Below are 26745 nucleotides of genomic sequence, written 5' to 3'. Positions count from 1 at the left end.
CGGCCCCGTCCCGGGTCCCGCCCTGACCTCGCGGAGGTGAGGAGGACGCGGTTCCCTGCAGGGCGCCGCCGCGAGCTCGCGAGTGGTCGGGGCTGGGACCCTCCTGCTACTGCTGGTCGGGGCGCTCGGCGGGCTGGGCCGCCGGCTGCGCGGTGGACGTCGGCACCGACGGTGTGCCCTCCTCCAGGGCCGGGGCCGCGTTCTGGCCGGTGATCGCCGGCTGCCCCATGGAGGCGCGGATCTGGTCCAGCCGGGAGGCGCCGGCGACGTCGAGGGTCGCCTTCTGCACCTCGAGCATCCGGCCCTCGACCGACGTCTGCGCCAGCTCGGCCTGGCCCAGGGCGTTGGCGTAGCGGGCCTCGATCTTGTCCCGCACCTCGCCCAGGCTCGGCGTGTTGCCCGGCGCGGAGAGCTCGTTGACCTGCTTGAGCGAGGCAGCCACGTGCTCCTGCATCTTGGCCTGCTCGAGCTGGCTCATCAGCTTGGTGCGCTCGGCCAGGGTCGTCTGCAGCCGCATCCGGCTCTGCTCGACCGCGCCGCGCGCCTGCTCGGCGGCCTGCAGCGCCTCGTCGTGGCTGCGCTTGAGGTCCTCCATCGCCTGCTCGGCGGCGACCAGCTGGGTGGCGAAGGCCTGCGCGGCGTTCTCGTACTCGGCCGCCTTGGCCGCGTCCCCACCGGCGCGGGTCTGGTCGGCCAGCACCAGTGCCTGCCGCGCGGAGGCCTGCAGCTTCTCCACCTCACCGAGCTGCCGGTTGAGCCGCATCTCGAGCTGACGCTGGTTGCCCAGCACCGCTGCGGCCTGGTTGGCCAGAGCCTGGTGCCGCTGCTGCTCGGCCTCGATCGCCTGCTGGATCTGGATCTTCGGGTCGGCCTTCTCGTCGATCTTGGCGTTGGCGGAGGCGGTGAGGTACCTCCACAGCTTCACGAACGGGTTGGGCATCGGTCCTCCTGCTCGTGCGGTCGTGCGCCAGGCCTACCCGTCCGGCGCGCCGCAGCGATCGTCGTCCCCGTCATCGTCCCAGGTCCGCATGCGCGTGAGCCAGCGGCGAGGTGCGGAGGCGTTCCGCTCGCTAGGGTCGCGGACGTGAGCAGCGACCGCGCGGTGCTGAGCGTCCTCGGTGAGCTCGTCGTCGACATGCTGCCCGACGCGGCAGCCGGCGCGGGGCCGCACGGCACGACACCGCACTACGTCGCCCGTCCCGGCGGCAACGCCCTCAACGTCGCGGTCGCCGCCGGTCGGCTCGGCGTCCCGGTGCGCCTGCTCGCCCGGCTGGGCAGCGGGCCGCTGGCCGCGGGCCTGCGGCGCCACGTCGAGCTGTCCGGCGTCGACCTCGGCGGGTTCGTGCCGGCCACCGAGCCGGTCAGCCTCGCCGTGGTGGGGCTGAGCCCCGAAGGCCATGCGGACTACGGCTTCCACGTGCAGGGCGCCGCCGACTGGCAGTGGACCGACGAGGAGCTGGCCGCCGTCCTGCCGGCCGGGACGGCGATCCTGCACGTCGGCTCCATCTCCAGCTGGACCCCGCCGGGCTGCGAGGCGATCGCCCGGCTGGTGGAGCAGGTGGCCGCCGACGACCGGGCGCTGGTCAGCGTCGACCCCAACATCCGCCCGATGCTGGCCGACGGCCCCGTCGGGGCGGCGCTGGGCAACTCCCCGGAGTCGGTGCGCGGCCGCCTCGAACGGCTGCTGTCCCGCGCCGACATCGTCAAGGTCAGCGCCGAGGACCTCGCCTGGCTCGAGCCCGACGCCGTCGACGACCTCGACGCGACGGCGCTGCGCTGGGCCGACCGCGGCATCGCCCTGGTCGTGCTCACCGACGGCGGCGCGCCGCTGCGCATCGCCCGGCCGGGCCGCGAGCTGCTGCACCGCGAGCCCCCGCGGGTGACCGTGGCCGACACCGTCGGCGCCGGCGACTCGCTGGCCGCGGGGCTGTTCGTCGGCCTGCTGGAGGCGGGGGTCACCACGCGGGCGGCACTCGAGCAGCTGCCCGACGAGCAGCTGCTGCCGATCGTCGACGACGCCCTGCTCGTCGCCGCGCTGAACTGCACCCGCGAGGGCGCCGACCCGCCGACCCGCGACGAACTGGCGGCGGCCCGCCGGTGACCGACCGCGACGACGTCGCGCTGGTCGGGTTCGCCGAGCTGTCGGCCACCGCCGTCCGCGCCCGCCTGCTGGCGGCGCACGACCGGTTCTGGGACGTCGACACCCGGCCGCTGCACCACCCGGTCTGGTTCGACCAGTTCGGCGGCTTCGGCGCGCTCGCTCGCAGCGCCGACGGGGAGGACGTCGGCTACGTGCTGGGTGTGGTCACCGCCGACCGGCTGGCCTACCTGCACCTGCTGGCCGTGCGGGACGACCGGCGCCGCACCGGGCTGGGCCGCCGGCTGGTGCGCTGGTTCGACGACCTGGCGCTGGCCACCGGGGCGCGGGTGGTCCAGGCGGTCACCCGGCCGGAGGACACCGCCGCGGTCGCCTTCCACACCGCGCTCGGCGCCAGCGCGCACCTGGCCCCGGACCGCGCCGGACCGGGTGAGGACCGTCTCGTCCTCACCCGGACGCTGGCCCGCTAGCCCGTCCGCAGCCAGACGGCCGTGTCCGTCGGCAGGTCGGCGGTCCCGGGGGAACTGGTGAGCACCGGTTCGCCCTGCCCGGCCAGCGGCACCGGCCGGTCCGACAGGTTCACGATGCAGCGGAAGCGGCTGCCACGGTCGAACGCGAGCACGCCGTCCCCGAGGTCGCGCCACGTCAGCGGTCCGTCGTCGGCGAGGCCGGGCAGGGCGCGCCGGAGCCGCAGGGCGTTGCGGTACAGCGACAGGGTGGACGCCGGGTCGTCGCGCTGCGCCGCCACCGTCAGCTCCCGCCACGACTCGGGCTGCGGCAGCCACGGGCGGACGCCGTCGGCGGTGAACCCGAACGGCGGCCGGTCTCCCGACCACGGCAGCGGCACCCGGCAGCCGTCGCGGCCGCGGGCGGTGTGCCCGGATCGCTCCCAGGTCGGGTCCTGCAGGACGTCCTCCGGCAGGTCATCCACCTCGGGAAGGCCCAGTTCCTCCCCCTGGTACAGGTAGGCGCTGCCGGGCAGGGCGAGGGTGAGCAGGGCGGCGGCGCGCGCCCGCCGGAGGCCCAGGGCGAGGTCCGTCGGGGACGCCGCGTCGAAACCCATGGTCCCCGCTCCGCTGGCCTCCCGACCGAAGCGGGTGACGTGCCGTGTCTCGTCGTGGCTGGACAGCACCCAGGTGGGCGGTGCTCCGACGGGCGCCAGCGCGGACAGCGTCCCGTCGATCGCCGCCCGCAGGCCGTCCGCGTCCCAGGCGGCGCGCAGGTAGTCGAAGTTGAAGCTGGTGTGCAGCTCGTCGGGTCGGACGTACCGGGCCAGCCGCTCGGGGCCGGCGACCACCGCCTCGGACACGAACACCCGGTCGCCGTCGTAGCCGTCACTGATCGCCCGCCAGCGCCGGAAGACGTCGTGCACCTCGTCGCGGTCCCAGTGCGGGTTGTCCACCCAGGCGCTCGACTCGAACAGCGCGCCGGGTGCGTGGCCGGCGTCGGGCAGGCCGGGCACCTTCGCCAGGGCCGGTGCGGCGTCCACCCGGATGCCGTCGACGCCGCGGTCGAGCCAGAACCGCACCGTCCCGTCGAACTCCTCCCGCACGACCTCGTCGTCCCAGTCGAGGTCCGGTTGCTCCGGGGCGAACAGGTGCAGGTACCACTGCCCCATCGCCCCGTCCGGCTCGCGCACCCGGGTCCAGGCCGGACCGCCGAATGCGCTGATCCAGTCGTTGGGCGGCGCGGTGCCGCCGTCCCGGCCGTCCCGGAAGAAGTACCGCGCGCGCTCGGGGGCACCCGGGCCGCCGGCGAGCGCCGCCCGGAACCAGGGGTGCTCGGCCGAGGTGTGGTTGGCGACCAGGTCGACGATCACGCGGAGCCCGACGGCGTGGGCCTCGGCCAGCAGGGCGTCCACGTCGGCCAGGGTCCCCAGCCGCGGGTCGATGTCCCGGTGGTCGCTGACGTCGTAGCCGCCGTCGGCCATCGGCGACGGGTACCAGGGCGTGACCCACAGGGCGTCCACGCCGAGGTCCGTCAGGTACGGCAGCCGGCTGCGCAGGCCGTCGACGTCGCCGACGCCGTCCCCGTCGGAGTCGGCGAAGCTGCGGACGTACACCTCGTACACGACGGCCGTCCGCCACCACGGACGGCGGCCCTCCAGGTCGGGAGGGGGCATCTGGCTCCTGACGCGGTCGGCGGGCCTCGGACAGGCAGCGGCGCCGGCGGCCGGTGCGGCCGCCGGCGCCCTGTGCCGGTGGGCTAGGCGGCTCCGGCCCGGGAGGCTCCGCCGCCGACCGTCGTCCCCTGGGCCTGCGCCTCCTGCACCTGCTCGACACGGTCCTCGGTGGCCATCTGGGTCAGCCGCGCCCCGGCCTCGGCGTCGCGGGTGAGGTTCTCGCCGGTCTGCGGGTCGAACACGTGCACCTTGCGGGCGTCGAGCCAGAACTCCGCCTCGCGTCCCTCCCGGATCCGGCTCGTGGCGTCGATGGAGACGATCGCCTGCGTGCGCAGCTCCTCGGCGTCCAGCTCCCGCGACAGGTCGCGCAACTGGTTGCGGATCGCCTCCGGCGCCTCATAGGGGATATAGGCGTACTGCGAGTCACCCAGCCACTCGGTGACGTCGACCCGCGCCCGGAACAGCGAGCCCAGCGGCCGCTTCGCCTCGTCGACCAGCGACGCGTCCTCGAAGTACTCCGGCCGGATGCCGACGAGCAGGAGGTCGCGGCCGCGGACGGCGGCGGCGCGCCGCTCGTCCAGTGCGATCGGCCCGAACGGCGTCTGCAACTGGTCACCCTGCACGGTCGCGGGCAGGAAGTTCATCGGCGGCGAGCCGATGAAGCCGGCGACGAAGAGGTTGACCGGCTGCTCGTAGAGCTCGCGCGGCGAGGCGACCTGCTGGATGCGCCCCTTGCGCAGCACGCAGACCCGGTCGCCGAGCGTCATCGCCTCGGTCTGGTCGTGGGTGACGTAGACGGTGGTGATGCCCAGCCTGCGCTGCAGGCGGGCGATCTCGGTACGCATCTGACCGCGCAGTTTGGCGTCGAGGTTGGACAGCGGCTCGTCGAAGAGGAACGCCTCGGCCTGGCGGACGATCGCCCGGCCCATCGCCACGCGCTGCCGCTGGCCACCGGAGAGGTTGGCCGGCTTGCGCTCGAGGTGGTCACGCAGCTCGAGCACCTCAGCGGCCTCGGTCACCCGGCGGCGCACCTCGTCATCGGGCATCTTCGCCAGCCGCAGCGGGAAGGCGATGTTCTCGTACACCGTCATGTGCGGGTACAGCGCGTAGTTCTGGAACACCATCGACAGGTTGCGGTCGCGCGGCGCGAGGTCGTTGACCCGCTTGCCGCCGATGATCATGTCCCCGCTGGTGATGTCCTCCAGCCCGACGATCATCCGCAGGAGCGTCGACTTCCCGCAGCCGGACGGGCCGACCAGGATCATGAACTCACCGTCGGCGATGTCCAGGCTGACGTCGTTGACGGCCGGGTAGCCGTCGCCGTACTGCTTGACGATGTTGCGCATCTCGATCGATGCCATCAGATCTCGTCCCCTCGCTGGGTGGGTGGGTTCGGGGGTCAGCCCTTGACCGCGCCGTTGGTGAGGCCGGCGACGATGCGCCGCTGGAAGAGCAGCACCAGGACGACGACCGGGATCGTGACGATCACCGCAGCTGCCGCGATCGCACCGGTCGGGTCCTCGAACTGCGACGCCCCCGAGAACAGTCCGAGCGCGGCCGGCACCGGCCGGGAGGCGCTCGTCGAGGTCAGGGAGATGCCGTAGGCGAAGTCGTTCCAGGCGATGAAGAAGGCGATGATCGCCGTGGTGAACACACCGGGAGCGGCGAGCGGGACGATCACCTTGCGGAACGCCTGCCAGGTGGTGGCGCCGTCCACCTGCGCCGCCTGCTCCATCTCCCAGGGGATCTCCCGGAAGAACGCCGACATCGTCCAGATGGAGATCGGCAGGGTCAGCGACAGGTACGGGATGATCAGCCCGGGCCAGGTGTCGTAGAGCCCGATCTGCCGCCAGAGGTTGAACAGCGGCGTCACGATCGAGATGACCGGGAAGATCGCCACCCCGAGAGCCGTGGAGAGGATGACCTTCTTCCCCGGGAAGTCCAGCCGGGCGATCGCGTAGGCGGCGAACATCGACAGGACGCAGGAGATGAACGTCGCGATCAGGCAGATGCCGAACGAGTTGCGCAGCGCCGGCAGGAACAGCTCACTCGCCGAACCCGTGAGGATGGTCGAGTAGTTCTCCCACGACGCGTCGGTCGGGAGGAACTGGCCGTTCGCGATGTCCTCCGGCGCCTTCAACGACAGCGCCACGATCCACGCGATGGGGAACAGGCAGTACAGGACGATCAGGATCCCCCCGATGATCCACCAGGTCTTCTCCCGCCGGGACATCAGCGTTCCCCTCTCGCCTGCGCCAGGTCGATCTTGAATCCCTTGATGAATCCGAACGCGATGATCACGACGCAGAGGAACAGCAGGACGGAGACCGCGGAGCCGAGGCCGATCTCCACCCGCGCGATCGTCTGCCGGTAGGCGAGGAACGAGACCGACTCCGTGCCGTTGGCCCCGGCCGTCATGATGAAGATCGAGTCGAAGATGCGGAACGCGTCGAGCGTGCGGAACAGCAGGGCGACCATGATCGCCGCCTTCATGTTCGGGATGGTCACCCGCCACATCCGCTGCCACCAGGTGGCGCCGTCGACCTTGGCCGCCTCCTGCAGCACGTCGGGGACCTGCGCGAGGCCGGCCAGGATCAGCAGGGAGATGAAGGGTGTGGTCTTCCAGATCTCGGCCAGGCAGATCACGAGGAGCGAGGTCCACTGGCCGCCGAACCAGTCGGTGTCCGCCGCGACCCCCGGGAGCCAGCCGAACCAGCTGTTGACGAAGCCGGTCTCGATCCGGAACGCGAACGCCCACGCGAAGGCCGAGACGACCGTGATGACCGCGTACGGGATGAGGATCGCCGCCCGGACGACGGGCCGGATGGAGCTGAGCGCCTTGGCCATCACCAGCGCCAGCGCGAAGCCCAGGACCAGCTCGACGACGACGGTCACCACGGTGATGAACAGCGTGACGAGCAGCGCCTGCCACCAGAGGCCGTCGGAGAGGATCACCGCGTAGTTGCCCAGCCCCCGGAACGACCGGTTCTCCGGGTCGGTGAGGCGGTAGTTGAACAGCGAGTACCAGACCGCCTGCAGGATCGGGTAGGCGGTGACCAGCAGCATGACCACGAACGCCGGGCCGGCCAGCAGCCACCCGAGTTTGCGTTCGGCGCGCGAGCGGTCGCTGATGGTCCCGCGCGGAGCCGCGACCGGCTGGGTCTTCTCGGTGGGTGGCAGCGTGGTGGTGCTCATAGCAGCTGGTCTCCTGACAGGACGGCCTCGATCAGGGCCTGGGCCCGCTCACCGGTCTCGGGCGTCACCGACGACGGCGGGTGGTACTCCCGCTGGATGGCTCCGGAGACCTCGCTGTAGTACGGCGTCTGCGGACGGTTGGCCGCCGCCTCCAGGGAGTCCAGGATCGTCGGGGCCATCGGGAAGACCTCCAGCACCTCGGGGTCGTCGTAGACCGCGGCCGAGGAGGCGGGGTTGCCGTTGGTGGTCATGTAGTACGTCTGGTTCTCGTCGCTGGTGATGCACTCCGTCGCCTGGTAGGCGAGCTCGACGTTCCGGCTCACGGCGCTGACGCCCAGGTCGATGCCGCCGAACGGAGGGGCGCTCGGCTGGCCGGCGTCGACAGCCGGGTACAGCGCCCAGCCGTAGTCCTCCGGCACGGACGCGTCCAGGGTGCCCGCCTCGACGGCGGAGAGCGCCCGCGAGTAGACGAACGGCCAGTTGACCATGAAGCCGGCGTCCGGGCCCTCGAACTCGGTGGCGCTGGTGTCCTCACTCGACGTCGAGAAGGCGGGACCGACGACGCCGGAGTTCGCCACGGTGTTCATCACCTCGGCGGCCCGGGCGGCCTCCGGGGTGGTCAGCCCCAGCTGGATGTCCTCCGGGTTCGAGGAGTTCTCCTCGATGATGGAGCCCCCGGCGGACTCGACGAGCGCGTTGAGCCACACCGTCAGGGACTCGGCGCGCCGGCCCTGGGCGCTGAGGAGCTTCTGCTGCTCCTGGGCGGCCGTGACCAGCTGGTCCCAGGTGACCGGCTGGGTCATGTCGAGCCCGGCCGCCTCTGCCACGGACTTGCGGTACCAGAGCAGCTGGGTGTTGGCCCAGAACGGGATGGCGACCAGTTCACCGTCCCACGTCGCGGAGTCGATCGAGCTCTGCACGACGCCCTCCGTGACCCGCTCGGCGAGGTCCCCGGGGACGGGGGCGAGGAAGCCGGCCTGCGCGAACTCGGGGATGTACGGGGGGTCCAGGCTCATCAGGTCGATCGAGGTGTCGTTGGCCGCCAGCCGCCGGACGAGCTGCTCACGCTGGGCGGAGGACTCCCGGGGCAGCTGCGAGGTCTCGATCGTGTACGCCCCGTTCGAGGCGTCGCTGCACCGTTGCGCGATCTCCGCCTGGCCGCCGGAGTCCGGGTTGATGTACCAGTTGAGGACGGGGGTGGAACCCCCGCCGTCGCCACCGCCACAGGCGGCGAGCGTCGAGGCCAGGACCGCGGCCGCCGCCGCTCCGCCCAGCTGACGTCTGCGCCCCCGCGTCGCGGCTCCGCCGGACGATCTGCCCTTGCCGTACCTCGACACCGTCATCCGCCTCCGTGGGGAGCAGTGAGCTTGAGATCACCGCGGTTTTCGTACCGTGGCCCAGGCCACAGGAGGTGTCAACTCGAACGAAACCAGCTCGTGACCACCCGCGGACGGCCCGCTGACCGGGTCAGTCGCGACTCCCGACGATGGCCGAGGGCGTGGTCAGCTCCTTGGGCGTGCGGGGCAGCACGGTGTCGAAGTACGAACGTGCCGCGCGCGTCGTCCCGACGTCGTGGCCGGCCTTCTCCGACAGGAACCAGCGGTGCTCGAGGATCTCGTGGAAGACCTCGGCCGGCGCCAGCCGACCGGCGAGGTCGGGCGGGATGGCGTCGACGACGGGCTGGTAGGCCTCGGCCAGCCAGCGGTAGCCGGCGACGGTCTCGGGCACGGGTGTGCCCAGCTTCTGCTCCAGGGTGGCCCGGTAGGCGCGCAGGTCGTTGAGCAGCCGGCGGGCCTGGCGCTCCTGCACCTCCAGCCCGGTCAGCCGGAACAGCTCCCGGCGGTTCTGCCCGGGCTCGGACACGCGGGTCTCCACGCGCAGCCGCGCACCGCCGTCCGGGTCGGTGACCAGCTCGATCTCGCCGACGTCGAAGCCGAGGTCGTTCAGCCGCTGCAGGCGCTCGGCGACCCGCTGGCGCTGTTCGGCGAGGGCGAAGACCTCCTCGTGGGTGACCTCCTCCCAGAGCGCCTCGTAGCGCACCGGCAGGCTGTCGGCGACCTCGATCGGGTCCACGTGCGAGGGCAGCAGGTCGCCGCACTGCAGGTCGAGCAGCTCGGCGCCCACCCGCTCCCGGGCGAGGTCGACGTCGTAGCGCCGCTGGCCGGGGCTCAGCTGCGGGTGCCGCTCGGAGGTCTCGGCGTCCACCAGGTAGGCGGTGAACGCACCCGCGTCGAGCCGGAACAGCGTGTTGGACAGTGAGCAGTCGCCCCAGAAGACGCCGGCCAGGTGCAGCCGGACCAGCAGCACCACCATCGTGTCCAGCAGCTGCTCCGCGGAGTGCTCGGCGGACGTCCGGGAGAACAGGTACCGGTAGGACATCGAGTACTCGAGGTAGCGGGTCACCAGGACGGCGTCCTGCTCCTCCGGCCGGTCGACGCAGATGCCGAGGACCGAGACCGAGGGCAGACCCTCCTCCTCGAACTGACCGAGCAGCGCGTACTCGTGGCGGGCCAGCGGCTCGGGGATCTCCTTGAGCGCGTAGACGTGCCCGCCCTGCGCGGTGAAGCGGACGACGTGCCGCGAGATGCCCCGCTGCGGGACCTCGAGCAGCACCTCGGGGTCCCACTCCTCGAGCGGCAGGTGGAAGGGCAGGCTGAGCAGGCCCGCCCCGTCGGTGGCCGGTGGCCGGAAGAGATACCGCACGGCGACCTCCGGAGGTCTGCGGGGACAGCCGACGCCCCCGACGGGGCGGTGCCGGACCGTCACCATCCCACGCCGCACCGGTCCGCCGCGCGAGCGGCACGGGAGCCGACCGGAGGACCGGGTCAGGACGGCAGCGGGCCCGCGAGCCGCTCCGCCGCCGCCCGCCAGGCGGCGTCGCACGGGGTGACCGGCGACCTCGTCGGCCAGCGCCGTCAGGGCCGTGGCCGGCGGGACGCCGGCGGCCGGCGCGGTCAGCCGGTCGAGGTCGGCGGCCGGCAGCGCACGAGTGACCTCGTCCGAGGTCTGCGAAGTGGTCGTGAAGGGTCGACTTCGCCACCGTGCGGGAGCGGTCCGGCCGACGCCGTGTCCTCCTGCCCGGCACCGGGGGTGCCGCCGGTCACGTGGAGGACCGGCAGGGCTCCGCCGCGAGCCGGCGAGTGGCGGGGGCCTTGCTCAGGCGGCCAGCGACACCGCGCCGGCCGGGCGACCGGAGGCGCGGGCAGGCGCACCGACCAGCGCCAGCGCCGGCTCGGGGACCGGCTGCTCGTCGGACGCGACCGCCGCGGTCCCCTCCTCCTCGGCGGGGACGCCAGCGGCCTCGGCCGCGGGGGCCAGCGGGCGGACGCGGACGTCGTCGCCGCGCAGCCCCAGGCTGACCTCGGCCAGCAGGTCGGCGAGCTCGACGTCGAGGGCGTCGCAGATCGAGGCGAGCAGCTCGGAGGAGGCCTCCTTCTGCCCCCGCTCGACCTCCGAGAGGTAGCCCAGGCTCACCCGGGCGGCGCCGGAGACGTCGCGCAGCGTCCGCCGCTGGCGCAGTCGGTGGCCGCGCAGGGTGGTCCCGAGCTGGGTGCGCAGCAGCGTCATCGCCGTCTCCTGTCCTACCTGTGCGGAAGCGGCGGCACCCGGGGAGGGAGCCGTGCGCTCACGGTACGCGGCGCCACCGACGCCCACCGTCCCGAGCCAGGCGCGTCCGCTCTGGGCGTAACACCGGGGGCCGGTCGGCTCTTCCGTGGCCCGTCGCGAGCCTGCGAGGACGGCGGCCACCCTTCAGGATCCCGCTGGCCCCGTCCCGGGTCCCGCCCCGGGCCTGCGACGGGTGGGCAGGACGGGGTCCTTCCACGAGGTGGGGGGAAGGTGGTCCTTCCTCAGGCGGCGGCGTCGGTCCGCGGGCCGGCCGGCCCGGTGGAGCGGCGGGCGGCCGCGGCGCGCATGGCCCGGGCGCTGGTGCGGCGCAGCGCCAGGGCGCGGTGCACGTAGTCCAGGCCGGTCGCCACGGTCAGCACCACGGCGGCAGCCATCACCCACCACCGCAGCGTGCCGAACAGGCCGTCGAACGGGAGGGTGTAGAGCCCGATGGCCAGCGCCTGGAGGACGGTCTTGGCCTTGCCGCCGCGGCTGGCGGCGATCACGCCGTGGCGGATCACCCAGAAGCGCAGCAGGGTCACGCCGACCTCGCGGACGAGGATCGTCGACGTCACCCACCACGGCAGCAGCGCCAGCACCGAGAGGCCGATGAGGGCGGTGCCGGTCAGCGCCTTGTCGGCGATCGGGTCGGCGAGCTTGCCGAACTCGGTCACCTGACCGGTGCGCCGGGCGATCATCCCGTCATAGCGGTCGGTGATGATCGCCAGCGCGAAGACCAGAGTGGCCCAGTAGCGCCGCTCGTCGTCCATCCCGCCGTCGGTGAACAGCAGCGCGGCGAACACCGGCACCACGGCCAGCCGCAGCACGGTCAGCGCGTTGGGCACGTTGACCACCCGCGCCGACTGGGGCGGCGTGGCGGCCGGGTCCACCGCATCCTTCATGCGCGCACCGCGGGTACCAGGGCCGTGGCCACCAGGTCCACGCCGTCGGTCGCGACGACCTCCGCGGCCACCACCTGACCGGCGACCGCGCCGGCGGGCACCCCGGTGACCGTCGTCGTCCCGTCGGCCTCGGGGTCCTGGTGGGCCGCGTGACCGGCCCACGTCCCGGGCCCCTCGTCGGCGGAGAGGTCCTCGGTGAGCAGCACCTCGACCCGCTCCCCCAGCCGGTCCTCGGCGCGCTGCGCGGTGAGCTCCTCCACCAGGTCGGTGATCCGCCGGACGCGGGCGTCGATCTCGGCCTGGTCGAGCTTGCCGGGCAGGCCCATCGCCTCCGTGCCCTCCTCGTCGGAGTAGCCGAACACCCCGACGGCGTCGAGGCGGCCCTCGACGAGGAACCGCTCGAGCTCGGCGACGTCGTCCTCGGTCTCCCCGGGGAAGCCGAGGATGACGTTGGTGCGGAACCCGGCGGTCGGGGCCAGCGCGCGGGCCCGCTCGATCAGCGCGAGGAAGTCGTCGGTGCCGCCGAACCGGCGCATCCGGCGCAGCAGGGTCGGCGAGGAGTGCTGGAAGGACAGGTCGAAGTAGGGGGCGACGCCGTCCGTGCCGGCGATGGCCTCGAGCAGGCCCGGCCGCAGCTCGGCCGGCTGCAGGTAGGCCACCCGCACCCGGGCGATCCCCTCGACGGCGGCCAGCTGCGGCAGCAGCCGCTCCAGCAGCCGCAGGTCACCGAGGTCCTTGCCGTAGGACGTGGAGTTCTCGCTGACCAGCACCAGCTCGGTGACGCCCTGGGCGGCCAGCCACTGCGCCTCCCCGAGCACCTCGGCCGGCGGGCGGGAGACGAACGAGCCGCGGAAGGCCGGGATGGCGCAGAAGGCGCACCGCCGGTCGCAACCGGAGGCGAGCTTCAGCGCGGCCGAGGGGCCGGAGGCCAGCCGCCGCCGTTGCACCCAGCCGTGGCCGGGGATGACCGGGGCGTCGACCGCGGCGACCGCCGCCGTGCGCTCGACCGGGCTGATCGGCAGCAGGGTGCGCCGGTCGCGGGGGTCGTGCGGCACCAGCGGGCGGCCGGTGAGCACGTCGTCGAGCCGGTCGCCGATCGCCGCGTAGTCGTCGAAGCCGAGCACCGTCGCCTCGGGCAGCGCGCCGGCGAGCTCGGAGCCGTACCGCTCGGCCATGCAGCCGACCGCGACCACCCGGGCGCCGGAATCGGTGGCGGCGAGGATCGCGTCGACGCTGTCCTTCTTGGCCGACTCGATGAAGCCGCAGGTGTTCACCAGGACGGCGTCGGCGCCCTCGGCGTCCTCGACCAGGCGGTAGCCGCCGGCGGCGAGCCGGCCGGCCAGCTCCTCCGAGTCGACCTCGTTGCGGGCGCACCCGAGGGTCACCACCGCCACGGTGCGCGCAGGGTCGGTCGGAGGTGTCACCGGTCCATCGTAGGTGAAGGACCCCCCTGCCCCCCGCCACTCGCCAGCTCGCGGCGGGACCCTGCAGGGGGCCGTGCTCAGCCCTCCGTGCCGCGGAGCGTGAACATCACCGACTCGAGCTCGTCGGGCTTGACCAGCACGTCGCGGGCCTTGGACCCCTCGGACGGGCCGACGATGCCGCGGCTCTCCATGAGGTCCATGAGCCGGCCGGCCTTGGCGAACCCGACCCGCAGCTTGCGCTGGAGCATCGACGTCGAGCCGAACTGGCTGGTGACGACGAGCTCCACGGCCTGGACGAGCAGCTCCAGGTCACCGCCGATGTCCTCGTCGATCTCCTTCTTGTCGCCCTCGGCGGCGCTGAAGACCTCCTCGCGGTACTCCGGCTCGGCCTGGCGCTTGGTGAACTCGACGACCGCCTCGATCTCGGCGTCGGAGACGTAGGCACCCTGCACGCGCATCGGCTTGCCGGCGCCGATCGGCAGGAACAGGGCGTCGCCCATGCCGATCAGCTTCTCCGCGCCGGGCTGGTCGAGGATGACCCGGCTGTCGGTGAGGCTGGAGGTGGAGAACGCCAGCCGCGAGGGCACGTTGGCCTTGATCAGGCCGGTGACCACGTCGACCGACGGGCGCTGCGTGGCCAGCACCAGGTGGATGCCGGCGGCACGCGCCTTCTGGGTGATCCGGACGATCGACTCCTCGACGTCGCGCGGGGCGACCATCATCAGGTCGGCGAGCTCGTCGACGATCGCGAGGATGTACGGATAGGGCCGGTACACCCGCTCGCTGCCCGGAGGCGCCACGATCTCGCCGCGCTCCACCTTCCGGTTGAAGTCGTCGATGTGCCGGACGCCGGTGGCCCGCATGTCCTGGTAGCGCTGCTCCATCTCCTCGACCAGCCAGGCCAGCGCGGTGGCGGCCTTCTTCGGGTCGGTGATGATCGGCGTGATCAGGTGCGGGATGCCGTCGTAGGGCGTGAGCTCGACCATCTTCGGGTCGACCAGGATCATCCGCAGCTGGTCGGGCGTGGCCCGCAGCAGCAGCGAGGTCAGCAGCGAGTTGACGCAGCTGGACTTACCGGCACCCGTGGCGCCGGCGACCAGCAGGTGCGGCATCTTGGCGAGGTTCGCGCAGACGAACCCGCCCTCGATGTCCTTGCCCAGCCCGACCAGCATCGGGTGCGGGTCCTGCTTGGCCACCTGGGAGCGCAGCACGTCGCCGAGGCTGACCATCTCGCGGTCGGTGTTGGGCACCTCGACGCCGACGGCGGACTTGCCCGGGATCGGCGCGAGGATCCGGATGTTGTCGTTGGCCACCGCGTAGGCCATGTTCTTGGTCAGCGCGGTGATCTTCTCGACCTTGACTGCCGGGCCGAGCTCGATCTCGTAGCGGGTCACCGTCGGGCCGCGGGTGAAGCTCGTGACGGCGGCGTCGATGTTGAACTGCTCGAGCACGCCGGTGATGGCCTCGATCGCCGCGTCGTTGGCCTTCGAGCCCTTCTTCGGCGGGTCGCCGGCGCGCAGCACCCCGACCGAGGGCAGCGTGTACTGGCCCTCCACCGGCTCGATCCGCAGCTGCTCGGGCTCCTCGATCGGCGGGAGGTCCTCCGGCGGAGCGGTCCGGTCGACGACCGCGGGGCGGCGGGCCGGGACCGGCGGGGGCGGCGGCTCGTGCCGAACGGCCTCGGGCGCCTCGTCGAGCGCGGCGTGGTCGATGGCCGGCACGGTCTCCACCGGGCCGGTGTCCATCAGGTCGTCCGACAACGACCGGCGGCGGGAGCGCGGCGCCGGCGGCTCGACCGGCTCCTCGTCGTCCTCCCAGTCCTCGTCGTCGTCGTAGGCGTCCTCGTCGTCGGCCTGGCCCAGCAGGCGGTCGGTGAGCTCGCGTAGCCGCTCGGGGATCTGGTGTACCGGCGTCGCGGTCAGCACCAGCAGGCCGAAGAAGGCCAGCAGGACCAGCAGGACGACGGCGACGACGGTGCCCACGCCGGCGACCAGCGGCGTGGCCGCGGCCCAGCCGACCAGGCCGCCGGAGCCGGGCCGGTCCTGCGAGGGGACGGCACCCTCGCCGACGATCTGGGCGATGCCGAGCACCGACGCCACCAGGCACAGCCAGCCGATCGCCAACCGGCCGCGCGCCTCGGGGCGCGGCCCCCGGCGCAGCAGCCGCAGCGCGGCCAGGAAGAGCACGACCGGCAGCACCATGACCAGGGAGCCGACGACCCAGCGCACCGCACCGGCGAAGGCGGCGCCGACCGGGCCGATGCCGTTGCTCCAGGCGGCCGCGCCGAGGACGACGGCCAGACCCAGCACGGCCAGGCCCACGCCGTCGCGGCGGTGCTCGGGGGCGAGCGGCTCGGCCTCCTCCGGGCGGGCGACCGAGCGGGCCAGCCCGCCGGCGCCACGGGCCAGCAGCGACCAGCCGCCGCTGACGACGCCCCAGAGGCCGGGGCCGGACTTCTTGGGCGCGGGCTTGCGGGCGGCGGGCTTGCGGCCGCCTGCGGGGCGCTTCGCGGGCGGGCGCTTCCGGGACGCGGTCGACCCGGAGCCCGAGCGGCCGCGCGCGGACGACCGGCCCGAGGGTCGGGTCGTCGTCGTGCGAGCAGGCATGTGTCGACGGTAATCGCCCGCGGTCCGCGGCGACGGCAGGCGCGGCATCGTGTCCGCGACCTACGGTCGGGCCATGCCCGCACGGAACACCCTGCCCCACGGGAGCTGGCCGACCCCGATCACCTCCGAACTGGTCGTCCGGGCCGCCGCCCGGCTCGGCGAGGTCCGCGTCGACGGCACGGACGTGTGGTGGTCCGAGGGCCGCCCCGCCGAGGGCGGTCGCTCGGTGATCGTGCGGCGGTCCGCCGACGGCACGACCACCGACGTCCTGCCCGCTCCCTGGAACGCGCGCACCCGGGTGCACGAGTACGGCGGCGGCTCCTGGGCCGTCTCCGCCGGCACCCTGTGGTTCACCCACTTCGCCGACCAGCGGCTGTACCGGCTCGACCCCGGCAGCGACACCCCCGTGGCGGTGACGCCGGAGCCGGCGCTTCCGGCCTCGGTCCGCCACGCCGACCTCGAGGTCACCCCCGAGGGCGTCCTGGCCGTGCGCGAGACGCACGCGGAGGGCGGCCACGCGGCCGACGTCGTCAACGAGATCGTGCGTGTCCGCCCGGACGGCGGCACCGACGTGCTGGTGTCCGGACCGGACTTCGTGTCCGACCCCCGCCTCGCCCCGGACGGCGTCACCCTCGCCCACCTGCGGTGGGACCACCCCGACATGCCGTGGGACGCCGCCCAGCTCGTCGTCCGCGCGGCCGACGGCACCGAGCACGTGATCGCCGGCGGGACGGGCGAGTCCGTCGTCCAGCCGGTCTGGGGCGAGGACCTCTCCCTGTGGTGGCTCGGCGACCGCACCGACACCTGGTCGCTGTACCGCCGGCGGCCGCACGGCGAGGCGGAGCTCGTGCTCGACGTCGGCACGGACATCGCCGGGCCCCAGTGGGTGTTCGGCCAGACCCGGTACGCCGTGTTCCCCGACGGACGGGTCGCCCTGGCCTACGGCCGGGACGGCCGCGACCGGCTCGCCGTGCTGGACCCGCGCGGCGAGCCGCGCGAGCTCGACCTCCCCTACGCGGTGTTCCGGTACGTGACGGCGGCGGACGGCGGGATCGTCTGCGTGGCGGCCGGGCCGTCGTCGGAGCCCGTGGTGCTGCGCGTGCCGCTGGACGGCGGGGACGCCGAGGTGCTGCGCCCCGCCCGCGACCTCGGCCTGGACCCGGCGTGGTTCTCCGTGCCCGAGCACGTCACCTTCCCGACCGAGGACCGCGGCACGGGCATCGCCGAGGCGCACGCGCTGGTCTACCCGCCCACGAACCCCGAGGCGACCGCGCCGGAGGGCGACCTACCGCCCCTGATCGTGCACGTGCACGGCGGACCGACCGCAGCGGCCTCGCCCGCGCTGGACCTCCAGGTCCAGTACTGGACCTCCCGCGGCTTCTGCGTGGCCGACGTCGACTACCGCGGTTCCACCGGCTACGGGCGCCGCTACCGGGAGGCGCTCAAGGGCCGGTGGGGCATCCTCGACCTCGACGACGTCGTGGCGTGCGCGCGCTTCCTCGCCCGCACCGGCCGGGTCGACCCGGCCCGCATGGCGATCACCGGCGGATCGGCCGGCGGCTACACGGCCCTGGCCGCGCTGTCGATGCGCCCGGGGGTCTTCACCGCCGGCGCCAGCCACTTCGGCGTGGCCGACCTCGGCGCCCTGGCCGCCGAGACGCACAAGTTCGAGTCCCGCTACCTCGACGGCCTGGTGGCCCCCTGGCCCGCGGGCCGGGCCGTCTACGACGAGCGGTCCCCGATCAACCACGTCGACGCGCTGGACACCCCGCTGGCGGTCTTCCAGGGCGACGAGGACGCGGTGGTCCCCCCGGACCAGGCCGAGATGATCGTGGCCGCGCTGCGGGCGAAGGGCGTGCCGCACGCCTACCTGCTCTTCCAGGGCGAGCAGCACGGCTTCCGCAAGGCCGAGAACATCCGCGCCGCCATGGACGGCGAGCTGTCCTTCTACGCCCAGGTGTGGGGCTTCGACCTGCCCGAGGCCGAGGGCATCGCGCCGATCGAGGTCGTGCGGTGACATCGCCGTCCTCCCGGACGACACCGCGGCCACGTGCCGCCCCCGGCCGGGCCGAGCCGGACCCGCCCCTCCCCTCCCCGAGGACCTGACCCTCCGGGCCCCACTCGTCGGGCCGTCAGACCTCGAGGACCGTCGGGATGATCATCGGGCGGCGGCGGTAGGTGTCGGACACCCACTTGCCGATCGTCCGGCGGATCACCTGCGAGAGCCGGTGCGGGTCGGTCTCGCCGTCGGCCAGCGTGCGGCGCAGGTTCTCCTCGACCAGCTGCAGCGCCGGGTCGAAGACGGCAGGGTCGTCGGCGAAGCCGCGGGCGGAGAGGTGTACCGGCCGCACGATGGTGCGCGTCGAGGGCTCGATGACGACGGTGAGCGCGACGAAGCCCTCGTCGCCGAGGATGCGCCGCTCCTGCAGCGACTCCTCCCCCACGTCGCCGACGTTGAGGCCGTCGACGTAGACGTCGCCGACCGGCACCGACCCGACGATCGCCGCCTTGCCGTCGACCAGGTCGACGACGACGCCGTTCTCGGCGAGCAGCACCCGGTCGCCGGCCATGCCGGTCTGCTCGGCCAGCGCCGCGTGCGCCCGCAGGTGCCGCCACTCCCCGTGCACCGGCATCAGGTGCCGCGGCTTGGCCACGTTGAGCAGCGTGCGCAGCTCGCCGGCCGGGGCGTGCCCGGAGACGTGCACCCGCGCGGTCTCCTTGTGGACCACGGTCGCGCCGAGCCGGGCCAGCCCGTTGATGACCTTGTAGACCGCGGTCTCGTTGCCCGGCACCAGCGAGGACGCCAGCACGATCGTGTCGCCGGCCTCGATGGTCACCTGGTGGTGCTCACCGCGGGCCATCCGCCCCAGCGCCGACAGCGGCTCGCCCTGCGACCCGGTGCTCACCAGCACGACCTGCTCCGGCGGCATGCTGGTCGCCTCGTCGAGGCTCACCATGAGGCCGGGCGCGACGCGCAGCAGCCCGAGGTCGCGGGCCACCCCCATGTTGCGGACCATCGAGCGGCCGACGAAGGCGACCTTGCGGCCGTGCATCTCGGCGGCGTCGAGCACCTGCTGGATGCGGTGCACGTGGCTGGCGAAGCTCGAGACGATCAGCCGCTGGGTGGCCCGCCGGAACACGTCCTCGAGCACCGGGCCGATCGACCGCTCCGGCGTGACGAACCCGGGGATCTCGGCGTTGGTGGAGTCGGCGAGCAGCAGGTCGATGCCCTCGAGGCCCAGCCGGGCGAAGGCGCCCAGGTCGGTGAGGACGCCGTCCAGCGGCAGCTGGTCCATCTTGAAGTCGCCGGTGTGCACCAGGACCCCCGCCGGCGTGTGGACGGCGACGGCCAGCGCGTCGGGGATCGAGTGGTTGACCGAGATGAACTCGCAGTGGAACGGCCCCGCGAGGTGGTCGTCCCCGGCGGCCACCTCGACCAGGACCGGGTCCAGGCGGTGCTCGCGCAGCTTGGCCTTGACCAGCGCGAGGGTGAACCGCGAGCCGACCAGCGGGATGTCGCCGCGCATGCGCAGCAGGTAGGGGATCGCGCCGATGTGGTCCTCGTGCCCGTGGGTGAGGACGACGGCGGCGACGTCGTCGAGCCGGTGCTCGATCACCCCGAAGTCCGGCAGGATCAGGTCGACGCCGGGCTGCTCGGCCTCGGGGAAGAGCACGCCGCAGTCGATGACCAGCAGCTTGCCGTCGAACTCGAGGACGGCCATGTTGCGGCCGATCTCGCCGAGCCCGCCGAGGGCCATGACGCGCAGGCCGCCGGCCGGCAGCGCAGGAGGTGCCTGCAGGTCGAGGTGCGGCTGGGTGGTCGAGGTGGTCACGGGGTCGCGCTCACAGGTGGATGCCTCCGTCGGCGAGGTCGGCGCGCAGCTGCGCGACTTGTTCGGGGGTGGCGTCGACCAACGGCGGGCGCACCGGGCCGGCCGGCAGGCCGAGCTCGCGCAGCGCCGCCTTGGCCAGGATGACGCCCTGGGTGCGGAAGACGCCGGTGCAGACCGGCAGCAGGCTCTCGTTGACCGCCCGGGCCTTGACCAGGTCACCGGACTCCACGGCGCCGATCAGCTCGGCCAACCGCGGTCCGACGAGGTGCCCGACGACGCTCACGACGCCCACGGCGCCGACCGCCAGCAGCGGCAGGTTCAGCAGGTCCTCGCCGCTGTAGTACGCGAGGTCGGTGCGGGCGAGGGTGTGCATCACCGCGCCGAGGTCGCCCTTGGCGTCCTTCACCGCGACGATGCGCGGGTGCTCGGCCAGCCGGGCGAGCGTGTCCACCTCGATGGGGACGACCGAGCGCGGCGGGATGTCGTACAGCATCACCGGCAGGTCCGTGGCGTCGGCGACGGCGGTGAAGTGGCGCAGCAGCCCGGCCTGCGGGGGCTTGTTGTAGTACGGCGTCACGACGAGCAGGCCGTGGGCGCCCAGCCGCTCGGCCCGGCGCGCGTTGTCGATGGTGTGTGCGGTGTCGTTCGTGCCGACGCCGGCCACCACGGTGGCGCGGTCGCCCACGGCATCGAGCACCGCCTCGAGGACGGCGTGCTGCTCGCCGTCGCTCAGGGTGGGCGCCTCCCCGGTGGTGCCGAGCACGACCAGGCCGTCGTGCGACTGCCGGTCGACCAGGTGGGCGGCCAGTTCCTGTGCCCCCGCCAGGTCGATCGAGCCGTCCTCGGCGAAGGGGGTCACCATCGCCGTGAGCACGCGCCCGAAGGGCCGAGTGGGGTCACTGGTCATACCGGAGAATCTACCGAGCCGTCCCGGCCGACACGTCGGCGTCGGTCGATGCGCGCACGTACTCCGACACCGCGTACCGCAGCCCGGTGGTGGACGTCGCCCATCCGGTCCCCGGGGTGCGCGCCACCCGCGCCCACCCCAGGCCGAGCGCCGGCGCCCAGGTGTCGCCCTCGACCTCGGTGTCGACGTCGGTGACGACCACCCGGTCGGCGTGCGGGAGGAACGCGGCGTAGACCCGGCCGCCGCCGATCACCCAGAGGTCGCCGACGTCCTCGCGCGCCAGCGCCTCCGCCACGTCGCCGACCCGCTCGGCGCCGTCGGCGGCCCAGGAGGGGTCGGTGGTGAGGACCACGTTGCGCCGTCCGGGCAGCGGGCGGAACCGCTCGGGCAGGGACTCCCAGGTGCGCCGGCCCATGACCACGGTGCAGCCGGTGGTGAGCTCGCGGAACAGGCGCAGGTCCTCGGGCAGGTGCCACGGCAGCCGGCCGTCGGCGCCGATCACCCCGCCGCGGGCCTGCGCCCAGACGAGCCCGAGCACGCCACCCCCGACCACCCGCGCCTCAGACCGCCACCGCGGCGCGGATCGCCGGGTGGTGCCGGTAGTCGCGCAGGGTGAAGTGCTCGTAGGTGTAGTCGAACAGCGACGGTGCCGGGGTCAGGTCGAGCGTCGGGAAGGGCAGCACCTCGCGGGAGAGCTGCTCGCGCACCTGGTCGACGTGGTTGCTGTAGACGTGGCAGTCGCCGCCGACCCAGATGAAGTCGCCCGGGGCCAGGCCCACCTGGTCGGCGACCATCCGGGTGAGGAGCGCGTAGCTGGCGATGTTGAACGGCACGCCGAGGAACATGTCGGCGCTGCGCTGGTAGAGCTGGCAGGACAGCCGCCCGTCGGCGACGTGGAACTGGAACAGCGCGTGGCACGGCGCGAGCGCCATCTCCGGCAGCGCGCCCACGTTCCAGGCCGAGACGACCATGCGTCGCGAGTCCGGGTCGGTGCGCAGCGTCTCGAGGACGCCGGCGATCTGGTCGACGTGCTCGCCACCGGGCGTGGGCCAGGACCGCCACTGCACGCCGTAGACCGGGCCCAGCTCGCCCTCCGGCGAGGCCCACTCGTCCCAGATGCTGACCCGGTTCTCCTGCAGCCAGCGCACGTTGCTGTCACCGCGCAGGAACCACAGCAGCTCGTAGGCGATCGACCGGAAGTGCACGGACTTGGTCGTGACCAGCGGGAACCGCTCGGAGAGGTCGTAGCGCAGCCGCTCGCCGAACAGGCTCACCGTGCCGGTGCCCGTCCGGTCGGACTTCGGCGTGCCCTGCTCGAGCACCCGGCGCAGCAGGTCCTCGTACTGGGTGTCGACCCGCACTGTGTCCATCCCCGGAGCGTTCGTGCCCACCAGACCCGTTCCCCTCGTCGTCGACTGCCCGGCCCAGGGTAGGCGGAGCCACCGACCACACTGGAGCGCGTGAGGTGGCTGGAGCTGGTGCTGTCGGTGGGAGCGGGACTGCTCCTGCTCTGGGGCGTTCTGCTCCTGCTGCTGTGGCGGGCACGTCCACCGGACCTCACCGTCCGCGAGTCGCTGCGGCTGCTGCCGGACCTGGTGCGGTTGGTGCACCGGCTCGCGGCGGACCGGTCCCTGCCGCGGGGCGTCCGGGTGCGGCTGTGGCTGCTGCTGGCCTACCTGCTCTCGCCGGTGGACCTGGTGCCCGACGTCGTCCCGGTCCTCGGGTACGCCGACGACGTCGTCGTCGTGGCCCTGGCGCTGCGCTCGGTGGTGCGGGCGTCGGGGGCTCCGGCAGTGCGGCGGGCGTGGCCCGGCGGGTCCGCCGGTCTCGCCGTCGTCTCCCGGCTGGCCGGCCTGCGCGACTAGGGGACGAGCCGGCCCACGGCGGCCGCGAGCTCGGCGGCCAGGTCGCCGCGCTCCCCCGCGACGACGGCGTCCAGCTGCATCCAGCAGGCCATGAGCGCCAGTTCCTCGGCGAGGGCGGCGGCCACCTCGGCCCGGTCCACGCCGTCCTCGGCGAACGCGGCCTGCACCCGCAGCACGCCGGCCTGCCGGTCGGCCTTGAGGTCGACGCGGGCGACCAGCCGGTCGCCGAGCAGGAACGGCAGCACGTAGTAGCCGTGCACGCGCCGGGCGGCCGGCGTGTAGATCTCCAGCCGGTAGCGGAAGCCGAAGACGCGTGCCACCCGCGGCCGCTCCCACACCAGGGAGTCGAAGGGGCTCACCAGCGCCCGCGCCCGCACCCAGCGGGGACGACGCGCCTGCGGGTGCAGCCACGCGGGGGCGCCCCAGCCGGCCACCTCGACGGGCAGCAGCTCACCGGCGTCGGCCAGTTCGGCGATCGCCGCTCGCGCTGCCGGCGGACGGAGCCGGAAGTAGTCGCGCAGGTCCCGCTCGGTGGCGACCCCCAGGGCGCGTGAGGCGGTGCGCACCAGCTCGCGGACGGCGTCGGCCGGTTCCGGGGTGGGGGTCTGCAGGACGGCGGCCGGCAGCACCCGCTCGGTGAGGTCGTAGACGCGCTCGAAGCCCGCCGTCCGGCCCCGGGCGGTGATCACGCCGGTGTAGAAGAGCCACTCGAGGGCGACCTTGCCGGCGTGCCAGTTCCACATGCTGCCGGGCCGGTCCGGTCGCGGCTCGGCCAGGTCGCTGGCCTTGAGCGGGCCGGCCTCTCGCACCCGCTCGAGGACCTCGCTGACGTACCCCGGACGCTCCCGCTGGATCCGGACCATCGAGCCCCAGGCGTGCTCCTCCGCCGCCGCCATGCGCCACCGCAGGTGGGGGTGCAGCCGGACCGGCAGCAGCGAGGCCTCGTGCGCCCAGTACTCGAAGAGCTCCCGCCGGCGGCCGGCGAGGTCGTCGAGCGCCTGGCGCGGGTAGGGGCCCAACCGGCTGAAGGCGGGCAGGTAGTGCGCGCGGGACAGCACGTTGACCGAGTCGATCTGCACCACGGCCAGCCGTGCCGTCATCCGGCGCAGCTGCCGGCCGTCGACGGCCGGTACAGGTCGGGGGTCGGCGAACCCCTGCGCGGCCAGGGCGATGCGACGGGCCAGCGCGGCCGGCAGCCGGTCGACGACGGGTGCTCCCACGGCCGCCGATCCTGCCCGGAGCCCCTGACACCCCGGAGGTCCACCCCGCCGCGGCCTACGCTGCCTGGCGTGCACCCGACCTCGCCGTTCCCCCGCCGGTCGGGGACCGCGGAGGTGTCGGTCCGCCCGGCCCGGCCCGCCGACGCCCCGGACATCGCTCGCGTGCAGGCGGTGACCTGGCGGACCGCCTACCGCGCCGTCCTCCCGGCCGAGGTGCTCGACGGGTGGGACGAGGCGGGTGCCGCGGACACGTGGCGGGCCGCGATCGCCGCACCGCCCACCCCGGGCCACGGCGTCCTCGTCGCCGTCGAGCAGGACCTGGTGGTCGGGTTCGCCGCGTACGGCCCCGCGGAGCTCGCCGGGGACGAGCGCCCCCACCCGGCGGGGCCCAGCGGCGAGGTCGCCACCCTGCTGGTGGAGCCACGGTGGGGACGGCGTGGGCACGGCAGCCGGCTGCTGGCTGCCGTCACCGACCTCGCCCGGGCCGGCGGGACGGCGCGACTGCAGGTCTGGCTGCCGGAACAGGACAGGGTGTCCGCGGGCTTCTTCGAGTCGGCTGGTTGGGCGCGCGACGGCTGGGTGCGCACGCTGGACACCGGTGGGACGCCGCTGCGCGAGGTCCGCTGGCACACGCTGCTCGAGGAGGCGGACGAGGACCGATGACGTTCCAGGGCTTCCCCGACGAGGGGCTGGCCTTCTACGAGGGCCTCGAGGCCGACAACAGCAAGACCTACTGGACCCGCCACCGCCCGGTGTACGAGGACTGCGTGCGGGCGCCGATGCAGGCGCTGCTCGACGAACTGGCGGGGGAGTTCGGCAGCCCCAAGCTCTTCCGGCCCTACCGGGACGTGCGCTTCAGCAACGACAAGACGCCGTACAAGACCCACCAGGGTGCGGTCGTGAACCCCGCCGGCCGCGGCGCGGGCGCCTGGTACGTGCAGTTGTCGGCCGACGGGCTGATGGTCGCCGGGGGGTGCTGGCGGTTGGAGTCCGACCAGGTGGCCCGGTACCGCCGGGCCGTGGCCGACGAGGTGCAGGGCCCGCGGCTCCAGGCCGAGGTGGACCGGCTCGCCGCGGCCGGGTGGTCCATCGACGGCGAGCGCCTCGTGCGGGTCCCCTCCGGCTTCGACCGGGACGGCGACCGCGCCGCCCTGCTCCGGCACAAGTCGCTGTACGCGACCAGGCGCTGGGAGCCCGCCGACTGGCTGCACGAGCGCCGGGCGCTCGAGGAGGTCCGGACCTCCTGGCGGGACCTGACCGCGCTCAACGCGTGGCTGGCCGACAACGTCGGGGCGACGACGGGGGAACCGCGCAGCCGCCGGTGACGACCGCACGCGGGGCCAGCTCGGTGTTCCTGCCCGCCCGTTCCGTTGATCGCGAGGCGCGGGTATACCTCTACCTACCCATCAGTAGGGACACCCCGGGGAGAGGACACATCCCGTGAAGTTGGCACGCACCCTCGCCGGCCTGGCCACGATCGCCGTGCTCAGCGCCTGCGGCGGCACCGAGGCCGACGAGGTCGCCGGCGCCGGCGATGCCCCGGCCCTGCCCGAGGCCGGCCAGACCCCGGCCGAGCTCACACCCGAGGACGCCGAGGAGCAGGCCGAGGTCGAGCTGTCCCCGCGCGGCAACGTCGTGGTCGAGGTGGGTGAGGAGGTGCCGATCGCAGCGGAGGGCGACACGGCCACCGCCACCATGACCGTCGACGCGATCGAGGTCGATGCGCCCTGCGACCCGGCATACGGCACGGTCGAGGCTCCGGAGAACGGCCACTTCGTCCGGCTCGACATCCGCGCGGCCACCGCACCGGTGACCGGCCCGCCCTCGGAGGTGTCCCGCCCGACGATCAGCGACTCCCGTTTCTCCTTCATCGGCCCCGACGGGGTGACCTTCAACGGGTCGCTGGGCACCTACGCCGCCTTCGGGTGCCTGCCTGACGAGAGGAAGTTGCCCTCTGAGCTGGGCCCGGGCCAGCAGTTCGCGGGCTCCATCCTCCTCGACGTACCGGCGCCCACGGGCACGCTGATCATGAGCGACTACTTCGGTACCAGCGGGTGGGAGTGGGCCTTCTGATCCATCCCGCCGCGCTCCTCGGGTACCGCGGCGCGTTCCGCCTGCGCCGCCAGGTCGACCGACCGGGCTCGCTCACGCCCACGACGCCCGGGAGGCGCTGGAGGTGGTGTGCGCTCCAGGCATCGGGCTGGGCTGAGCCGGCGACGAGGACGCCCCTCCCCGACGCTGGGTGGACAACCCTCCTGGACCTGCGTCACCTGGCGGAACTCAAGCACGCCGAGTCCTGATGGGCGACCTCTGCTCCACCGCGCTGGCGGAGGCACCGCCGCCCTCTGGACCGTCGAAAGAAGCGACGGAAGAGGACCTCACCGCGGGGTTGAGCCCCTCGCTCGAACCGCACTGGGAATGCATGAAGGGCCCTCACCGTGGTGGTGAGGGCCCTTCATGGAGGAGTTGTCCGGCGGCGTCCTACTCTCCCACCCCGTCTCCGGGGCAGTACCATCGGCGCTGAGAGGCTTAGCTTCCGGGTTCGGAATGGTGCCGGGCGTTTCCCTCTCGCCATGGCCGCCGTAACACTGTGCACCTGTCGACCCCCCGGGGGCGCCCGCACTTCGGGCGTGGGGTTGGTGCGTTCAGAACCGCACAGTGGACGCGTGACTGCTTTCTGCTTCGACCGCCCCCGCGCGCAGGTGGGGGATGGTGTGGTCGTGTGGTCAAGCCCTCGGCCTGTTAGTACCGGTCAGCTCCACACCTCGCGGTGCTTCCACCTCCGGCCTATCAACCCGCTGGTCTGGGCGGGGGCCTTACCCGGTTACACCCGGTGAGAGACCTCATCTTGAAGCGAGCTTCCCGCTTAGATGCTTTCAGCGGTTATCCCTGCCGAACGTAGCCAACCAGCCGTGCACCTGGCGGTACAACTGGCACACCAGAGGTTCGTCCGTCCCGGTCCTCTCG

Annotated in this window: 23 protein-coding genes and 2 rRNA genes; 7 read left to right on the top strand and 18 right to left on the bottom strand. The window is 73.5% G+C overall.

Annotation, left to right across the window (positions count from 1 at the left end; all coding sequences use genetic code 11):
• Positions 1-106 precede the first annotated feature (106 nt).
• Positions 107-940 carry a PspA/IM30 family protein gene (locus tag BLS21_RS19800; protein WP_091222583.1) on the bottom strand — a complete coding sequence of 278 codons (834 nt, stop codon included), beginning with the start codon at positions 938-940 and terminating at the stop codon, positions 107-109.
• Positions 941-1084: 144 nt separating this feature from the next.
• Between BLS21_RS19800 and BLS21_RS19795 the strand changes: the two genes are divergently transcribed.
• Both BLS21_RS19795 and BLS21_RS19790 read left to right on the top strand, forming a co-directional pair.
• Positions 1085-2101: a carbohydrate kinase family protein gene (locus tag BLS21_RS19795; protein ID WP_091222580.1), complete on the top strand. Its 1017-nt coding sequence runs from the start codon at positions 1085-1087 to the stop codon at positions 2099-2101.
• Positions 2098-2568 (top strand): GNAT family N-acetyltransferase, encoded by a 471-nt coding sequence (locus BLS21_RS19790; RefSeq protein ID WP_175479664.1) that lies wholly within the window; start codon positions 2098-2100, stop codon positions 2566-2568. The genes BLS21_RS19795 and BLS21_RS19790 overlap by 4 nt, the downstream gene beginning before the upstream one ends.
• Here the strand turns inward: BLS21_RS19790 and BLS21_RS19785 are convergent.
• The 10 genes from BLS21_RS19785 to BLS21_RS19740 form a co-directional block, all read right to left on the bottom strand.
• Positions 2565-4220 (bottom strand): glycoside hydrolase family 13 protein, encoded by a 1656-nt coding sequence (locus BLS21_RS19785; protein WP_091222577.1) that lies wholly within the window; start codon positions 4218-4220, stop codon positions 2565-2567. The genes BLS21_RS19790 and BLS21_RS19785 overlap by 4 nt on opposite strands.
• An 83-nt stretch (positions 4221-4303) precedes the next feature.
• Complete coding sequence (locus tag BLS21_RS19780) at positions 4304-5581, bottom strand: ABC transporter ATP-binding protein (RefSeq protein WP_091222574.1); 1278 nt, start codon at positions 5579-5581, stop codon at positions 4304-4306.
• A 38-nt stretch (positions 5582-5619) separates the two neighbouring features.
• Entirely contained in the window at positions 5620-6453 is an 834-nt protein-coding gene (locus tag BLS21_RS19775) for a carbohydrate ABC transporter permease (RefSeq protein WP_091222572.1), read from the bottom strand.
• Positions 6453-7415: a carbohydrate ABC transporter permease gene (locus BLS21_RS19770; RefSeq protein WP_091222569.1), complete on the bottom strand. Its 963-nt coding sequence runs from the start codon at positions 7413-7415 to the stop codon at positions 6453-6455. The genes BLS21_RS19775 and BLS21_RS19770 overlap by 1 nt, the downstream gene beginning before the upstream one ends.
• Complete coding sequence (locus tag BLS21_RS19765) at positions 7412-8758, bottom strand: extracellular solute-binding protein (protein ID WP_091222566.1); 1347 nt, start codon at positions 8756-8758, stop codon at positions 7412-7414. The genes BLS21_RS19770 and BLS21_RS19765 overlap by 4 nt, the downstream gene beginning before the upstream one ends.
• Before the next feature lie 124 nt (positions 8759-8882).
• Complete coding sequence (locus BLS21_RS19760) at positions 8883-10118, bottom strand: DUF4032 domain-containing protein (RefSeq protein ID WP_091222564.1); 1236 nt, start codon at positions 10116-10118, stop codon at positions 8883-8885.
• A gap of 453 nt (positions 10119-10571) precedes the next feature.
• Complete coding sequence (locus BLS21_RS19755) at positions 10572-10982, bottom strand: helix-turn-helix domain-containing protein (RefSeq protein ID WP_091222561.1); 411 nt, start codon at positions 10980-10982, stop codon at positions 10572-10574.
• Positions 10983-11263: 281 nt separating this feature from the next.
• Positions 11264-11923, bottom strand: a complete 660-nt coding sequence (gene pgsA / locus BLS21_RS19750; RefSeq protein ID WP_091222558.1) for a CDP-diacylglycerol--glycerol-3-phosphate 3-phosphatidyltransferase — start codon at positions 11921-11923, stop codon at positions 11264-11266.
• Positions 11920-13347 (bottom strand): 30S ribosomal protein S12 methylthiotransferase RimO, encoded by a 1428-nt coding sequence (rimO, locus tag BLS21_RS19745; protein WP_091222556.1) that lies wholly within the window; start codon positions 13345-13347, stop codon positions 11920-11922. The genes pgsA and rimO overlap by 4 nt, the downstream gene beginning before the upstream one ends.
• Before the next feature lie 77 nt (positions 13348-13424).
• Positions 13425-15953 (bottom strand): DNA translocase FtsK, encoded by a 2529-nt coding sequence (locus BLS21_RS19740; RefSeq protein ID WP_091222553.1) that lies wholly within the window; start codon positions 15951-15953, stop codon positions 13425-13427.
• A 73-nt stretch (positions 15954-16026) separates the two neighbouring features.
• On the opposite strand from BLS21_RS19740, the gene BLS21_RS19735 reads away from it, so the two are divergent.
• Positions 16027-17970 carry a S9 family peptidase gene (locus tag BLS21_RS19735; RefSeq protein WP_091222932.1) on the top strand — a complete coding sequence of 648 codons (1944 nt, stop codon included), beginning with the start codon at positions 16027-16029 and terminating at the stop codon, positions 17968-17970.
• Between the two features lie 115 nt (positions 17971-18085).
• Here BLS21_RS19735 and BLS21_RS19730 read toward each other — a convergent pair whose 3' ends face one another.
• From BLS21_RS19730 to BLS21_RS19715, 4 genes are read right to left on the bottom strand one after another with little or no spacing between them, the layout of a single operon-like run.
• Complete coding sequence (locus BLS21_RS19730) at positions 18086-19786, bottom strand: ribonuclease J (protein ID WP_091222551.1); 1701 nt, start codon at positions 19784-19786, stop codon at positions 18086-18088.
• A 10-nt stretch (positions 19787-19796) separates the two neighbouring features.
• Complete coding sequence (dapA, locus tag BLS21_RS19725) at positions 19797-20693, bottom strand: 4-hydroxy-tetrahydrodipicolinate synthase (protein WP_091222548.1); 897 nt, start codon at positions 20691-20693, stop codon at positions 19797-19799.
• 10 nt (positions 20694-20703) lie between these two features.
• Complete coding sequence (locus BLS21_RS19720) at positions 20704-21231, bottom strand: dihydrofolate reductase (RefSeq protein ID WP_091222930.1); 528 nt, start codon at positions 21229-21231, stop codon at positions 20704-20706.
• A 22-nt stretch (positions 21232-21253) separates the two neighbouring features.
• Positions 21254-22063: a thymidylate synthase gene (locus BLS21_RS19715; protein WP_175479663.1), complete on the bottom strand. Its 810-nt coding sequence runs from the start codon at positions 22061-22063 to the stop codon at positions 21254-21256.
• Between the two features lie 90 nt (positions 22064-22153).
• Between BLS21_RS19715 and BLS21_RS19710 the strand changes: the two genes are divergently transcribed.
• Positions 22154-22558, top strand: a complete 405-nt coding sequence (locus BLS21_RS19710; protein WP_245700607.1) for a DUF1232 domain-containing protein — start codon at positions 22154-22156, stop codon at positions 22556-22558.
• On the opposite strand, the gene BLS21_RS19705 is transcribed toward BLS21_RS19710, so the two are convergent.
• Entirely contained in the window at positions 22555-23778 is a 1224-nt protein-coding gene (locus BLS21_RS19705) for a winged helix-turn-helix domain-containing protein (RefSeq protein ID WP_091222542.1), read from the bottom strand. The two genes, BLS21_RS19710 and BLS21_RS19705, sit on opposite strands and share 4 nt — an antisense overlap.
• Positions 23779-23847: 69 nt before the next feature.
• Here BLS21_RS19705 and BLS21_RS19700 point away from each other — a divergent pair, with 69 nt between their 5' ends.
• The 3 genes from BLS21_RS19700 (at position 23848) to BLS21_RS19690 (ending at position 25851) form a co-directional block, all read left to right on the top strand.
• On the top strand, positions 23848-24441 hold the full coding sequence (locus BLS21_RS19700; protein ID WP_091222539.1) for a GNAT family N-acetyltransferase: 594 nt from the start codon (positions 23848-23850) through the stop codon (positions 24439-24441).
• Positions 24438-25103, top strand: coding sequence for a DUF2461 domain-containing protein (locus tag BLS21_RS19695; RefSeq protein ID WP_091222537.1), 666 nt, complete (start codon positions 24438-24440; stop codon positions 25101-25103). Before BLS21_RS19700 ends, BLS21_RS19695 begins: the two co-directional genes overlap by 4 nt.
• A gap of 115 nt (positions 25104-25218) precedes the next feature.
• On the top strand, positions 25219-25851 hold the full coding sequence (locus tag BLS21_RS19690; protein WP_091222534.1) for a hypothetical protein: 633 nt from the start codon (positions 25219-25221) through the stop codon (positions 25849-25851).
• A gap of 395 nt (positions 25852-26246) precedes the next feature.
• Here BLS21_RS19690 and rrf read toward each other — a convergent pair.
• A 5S ribosomal RNA gene (rrf, locus tag BLS21_RS19680) occupies positions 26247-26363 on the bottom strand.
• 137 nt (positions 26364-26500) lie between these two features.
• Positions 26501-26745, bottom strand: a 23S ribosomal RNA gene (locus BLS21_RS19675); the annotation flags it as partial.

Origin of the sequence: Geodermatophilus siccatus, assembly GCF_900103785.1 — a bacterium.
GTDB lineage: Bacteria > Actinomycetota > Actinomycetes > Mycobacteriales > Geodermatophilaceae > Geodermatophilus > Geodermatophilus siccatus.
Note: the sequence above shows the minus strand (reverse complement) of the source record. Positions and strands in the feature narration are given on the sequence as shown.

Excerpts from the sequence above, each read along its gene's own strand:
- pgsA (WP_091222558.1), bottom strand. The coding sequence starts at position 11,923 with ATGAAGGATGCGGTGGACCCGGCCGCCACGCCGCCCCAGTCGGCGCGG.
- BLS21_RS19775 (WP_091222572.1), bottom strand. The coding sequence starts at position 6,453 with ATGTCCCGGCGGGAGAAGACCTGGTGGATCATCGGGGGGATCCTGATC.
- BLS21_RS19735 (WP_091222932.1), top strand. The coding sequence starts at position 16,027 with ATGCCCGCACGGAACACCCTGCCCCACGGGAGCTGGCCGACCCCGATC.
- BLS21_RS19800 (WP_091222583.1), bottom strand. The coding sequence starts at position 940 with ATGCCCAACCCGTTCGTGAAGCTGTGGAGGTACCTCACCGCCTCCGCC.
- dapA (WP_091222548.1), bottom strand. The coding sequence starts at position 20,693 with ATGACCAGTGACCCCACTCGGCCCTTCGGGCGCGTGCTCACGGCGATG.
- BLS21_RS19755 (WP_091222561.1), bottom strand. The coding sequence starts at position 10,982 with ATGACGCTGCTGCGCACCCAGCTCGGGACCACCCTGCGCGGCCACCGA.
- BLS21_RS19715 (WP_175479663.1), bottom strand. The coding sequence starts at position 22,063 with ATGGACACAGTGCGGGTCGACACCCAGTACGAGGACCTGCTGCGCCGG.
- BLS21_RS19740 (WP_091222553.1), bottom strand. The coding sequence starts at position 15,953 with ATGCCTGCTCGCACGACGACGACCCGACCCTCGGGCCGGTCGTCCGCG.
- BLS21_RS19780 (WP_091222574.1), bottom strand. The coding sequence starts at position 5,581 with ATGGCATCGATCGAGATGCGCAACATCGTCAAGCAGTACGGCGACGGC.
- BLS21_RS19785 (WP_091222577.1), bottom strand. The coding sequence starts at position 4,220 with ATGCCCCCTCCCGACCTGGAGGGCCGCCGTCCGTGGTGGCGGACGGCC.
- BLS21_RS19770 (WP_091222569.1), bottom strand. The coding sequence starts at position 7,415 with ATGAGCACCACCACGCTGCCACCCACCGAGAAGACCCAGCCGGTCGCG.
- BLS21_RS19695 (WP_091222537.1), top strand. The coding sequence starts at position 24,438 with ATGACGTTCCAGGGCTTCCCCGACGAGGGGCTGGCCTTCTACGAGGGC.
- BLS21_RS19765 (WP_091222566.1), bottom strand. The coding sequence starts at position 8,758 with ATGACGGTGTCGAGGTACGGCAAGGGCAGATCGTCCGGCGGAGCCGCG.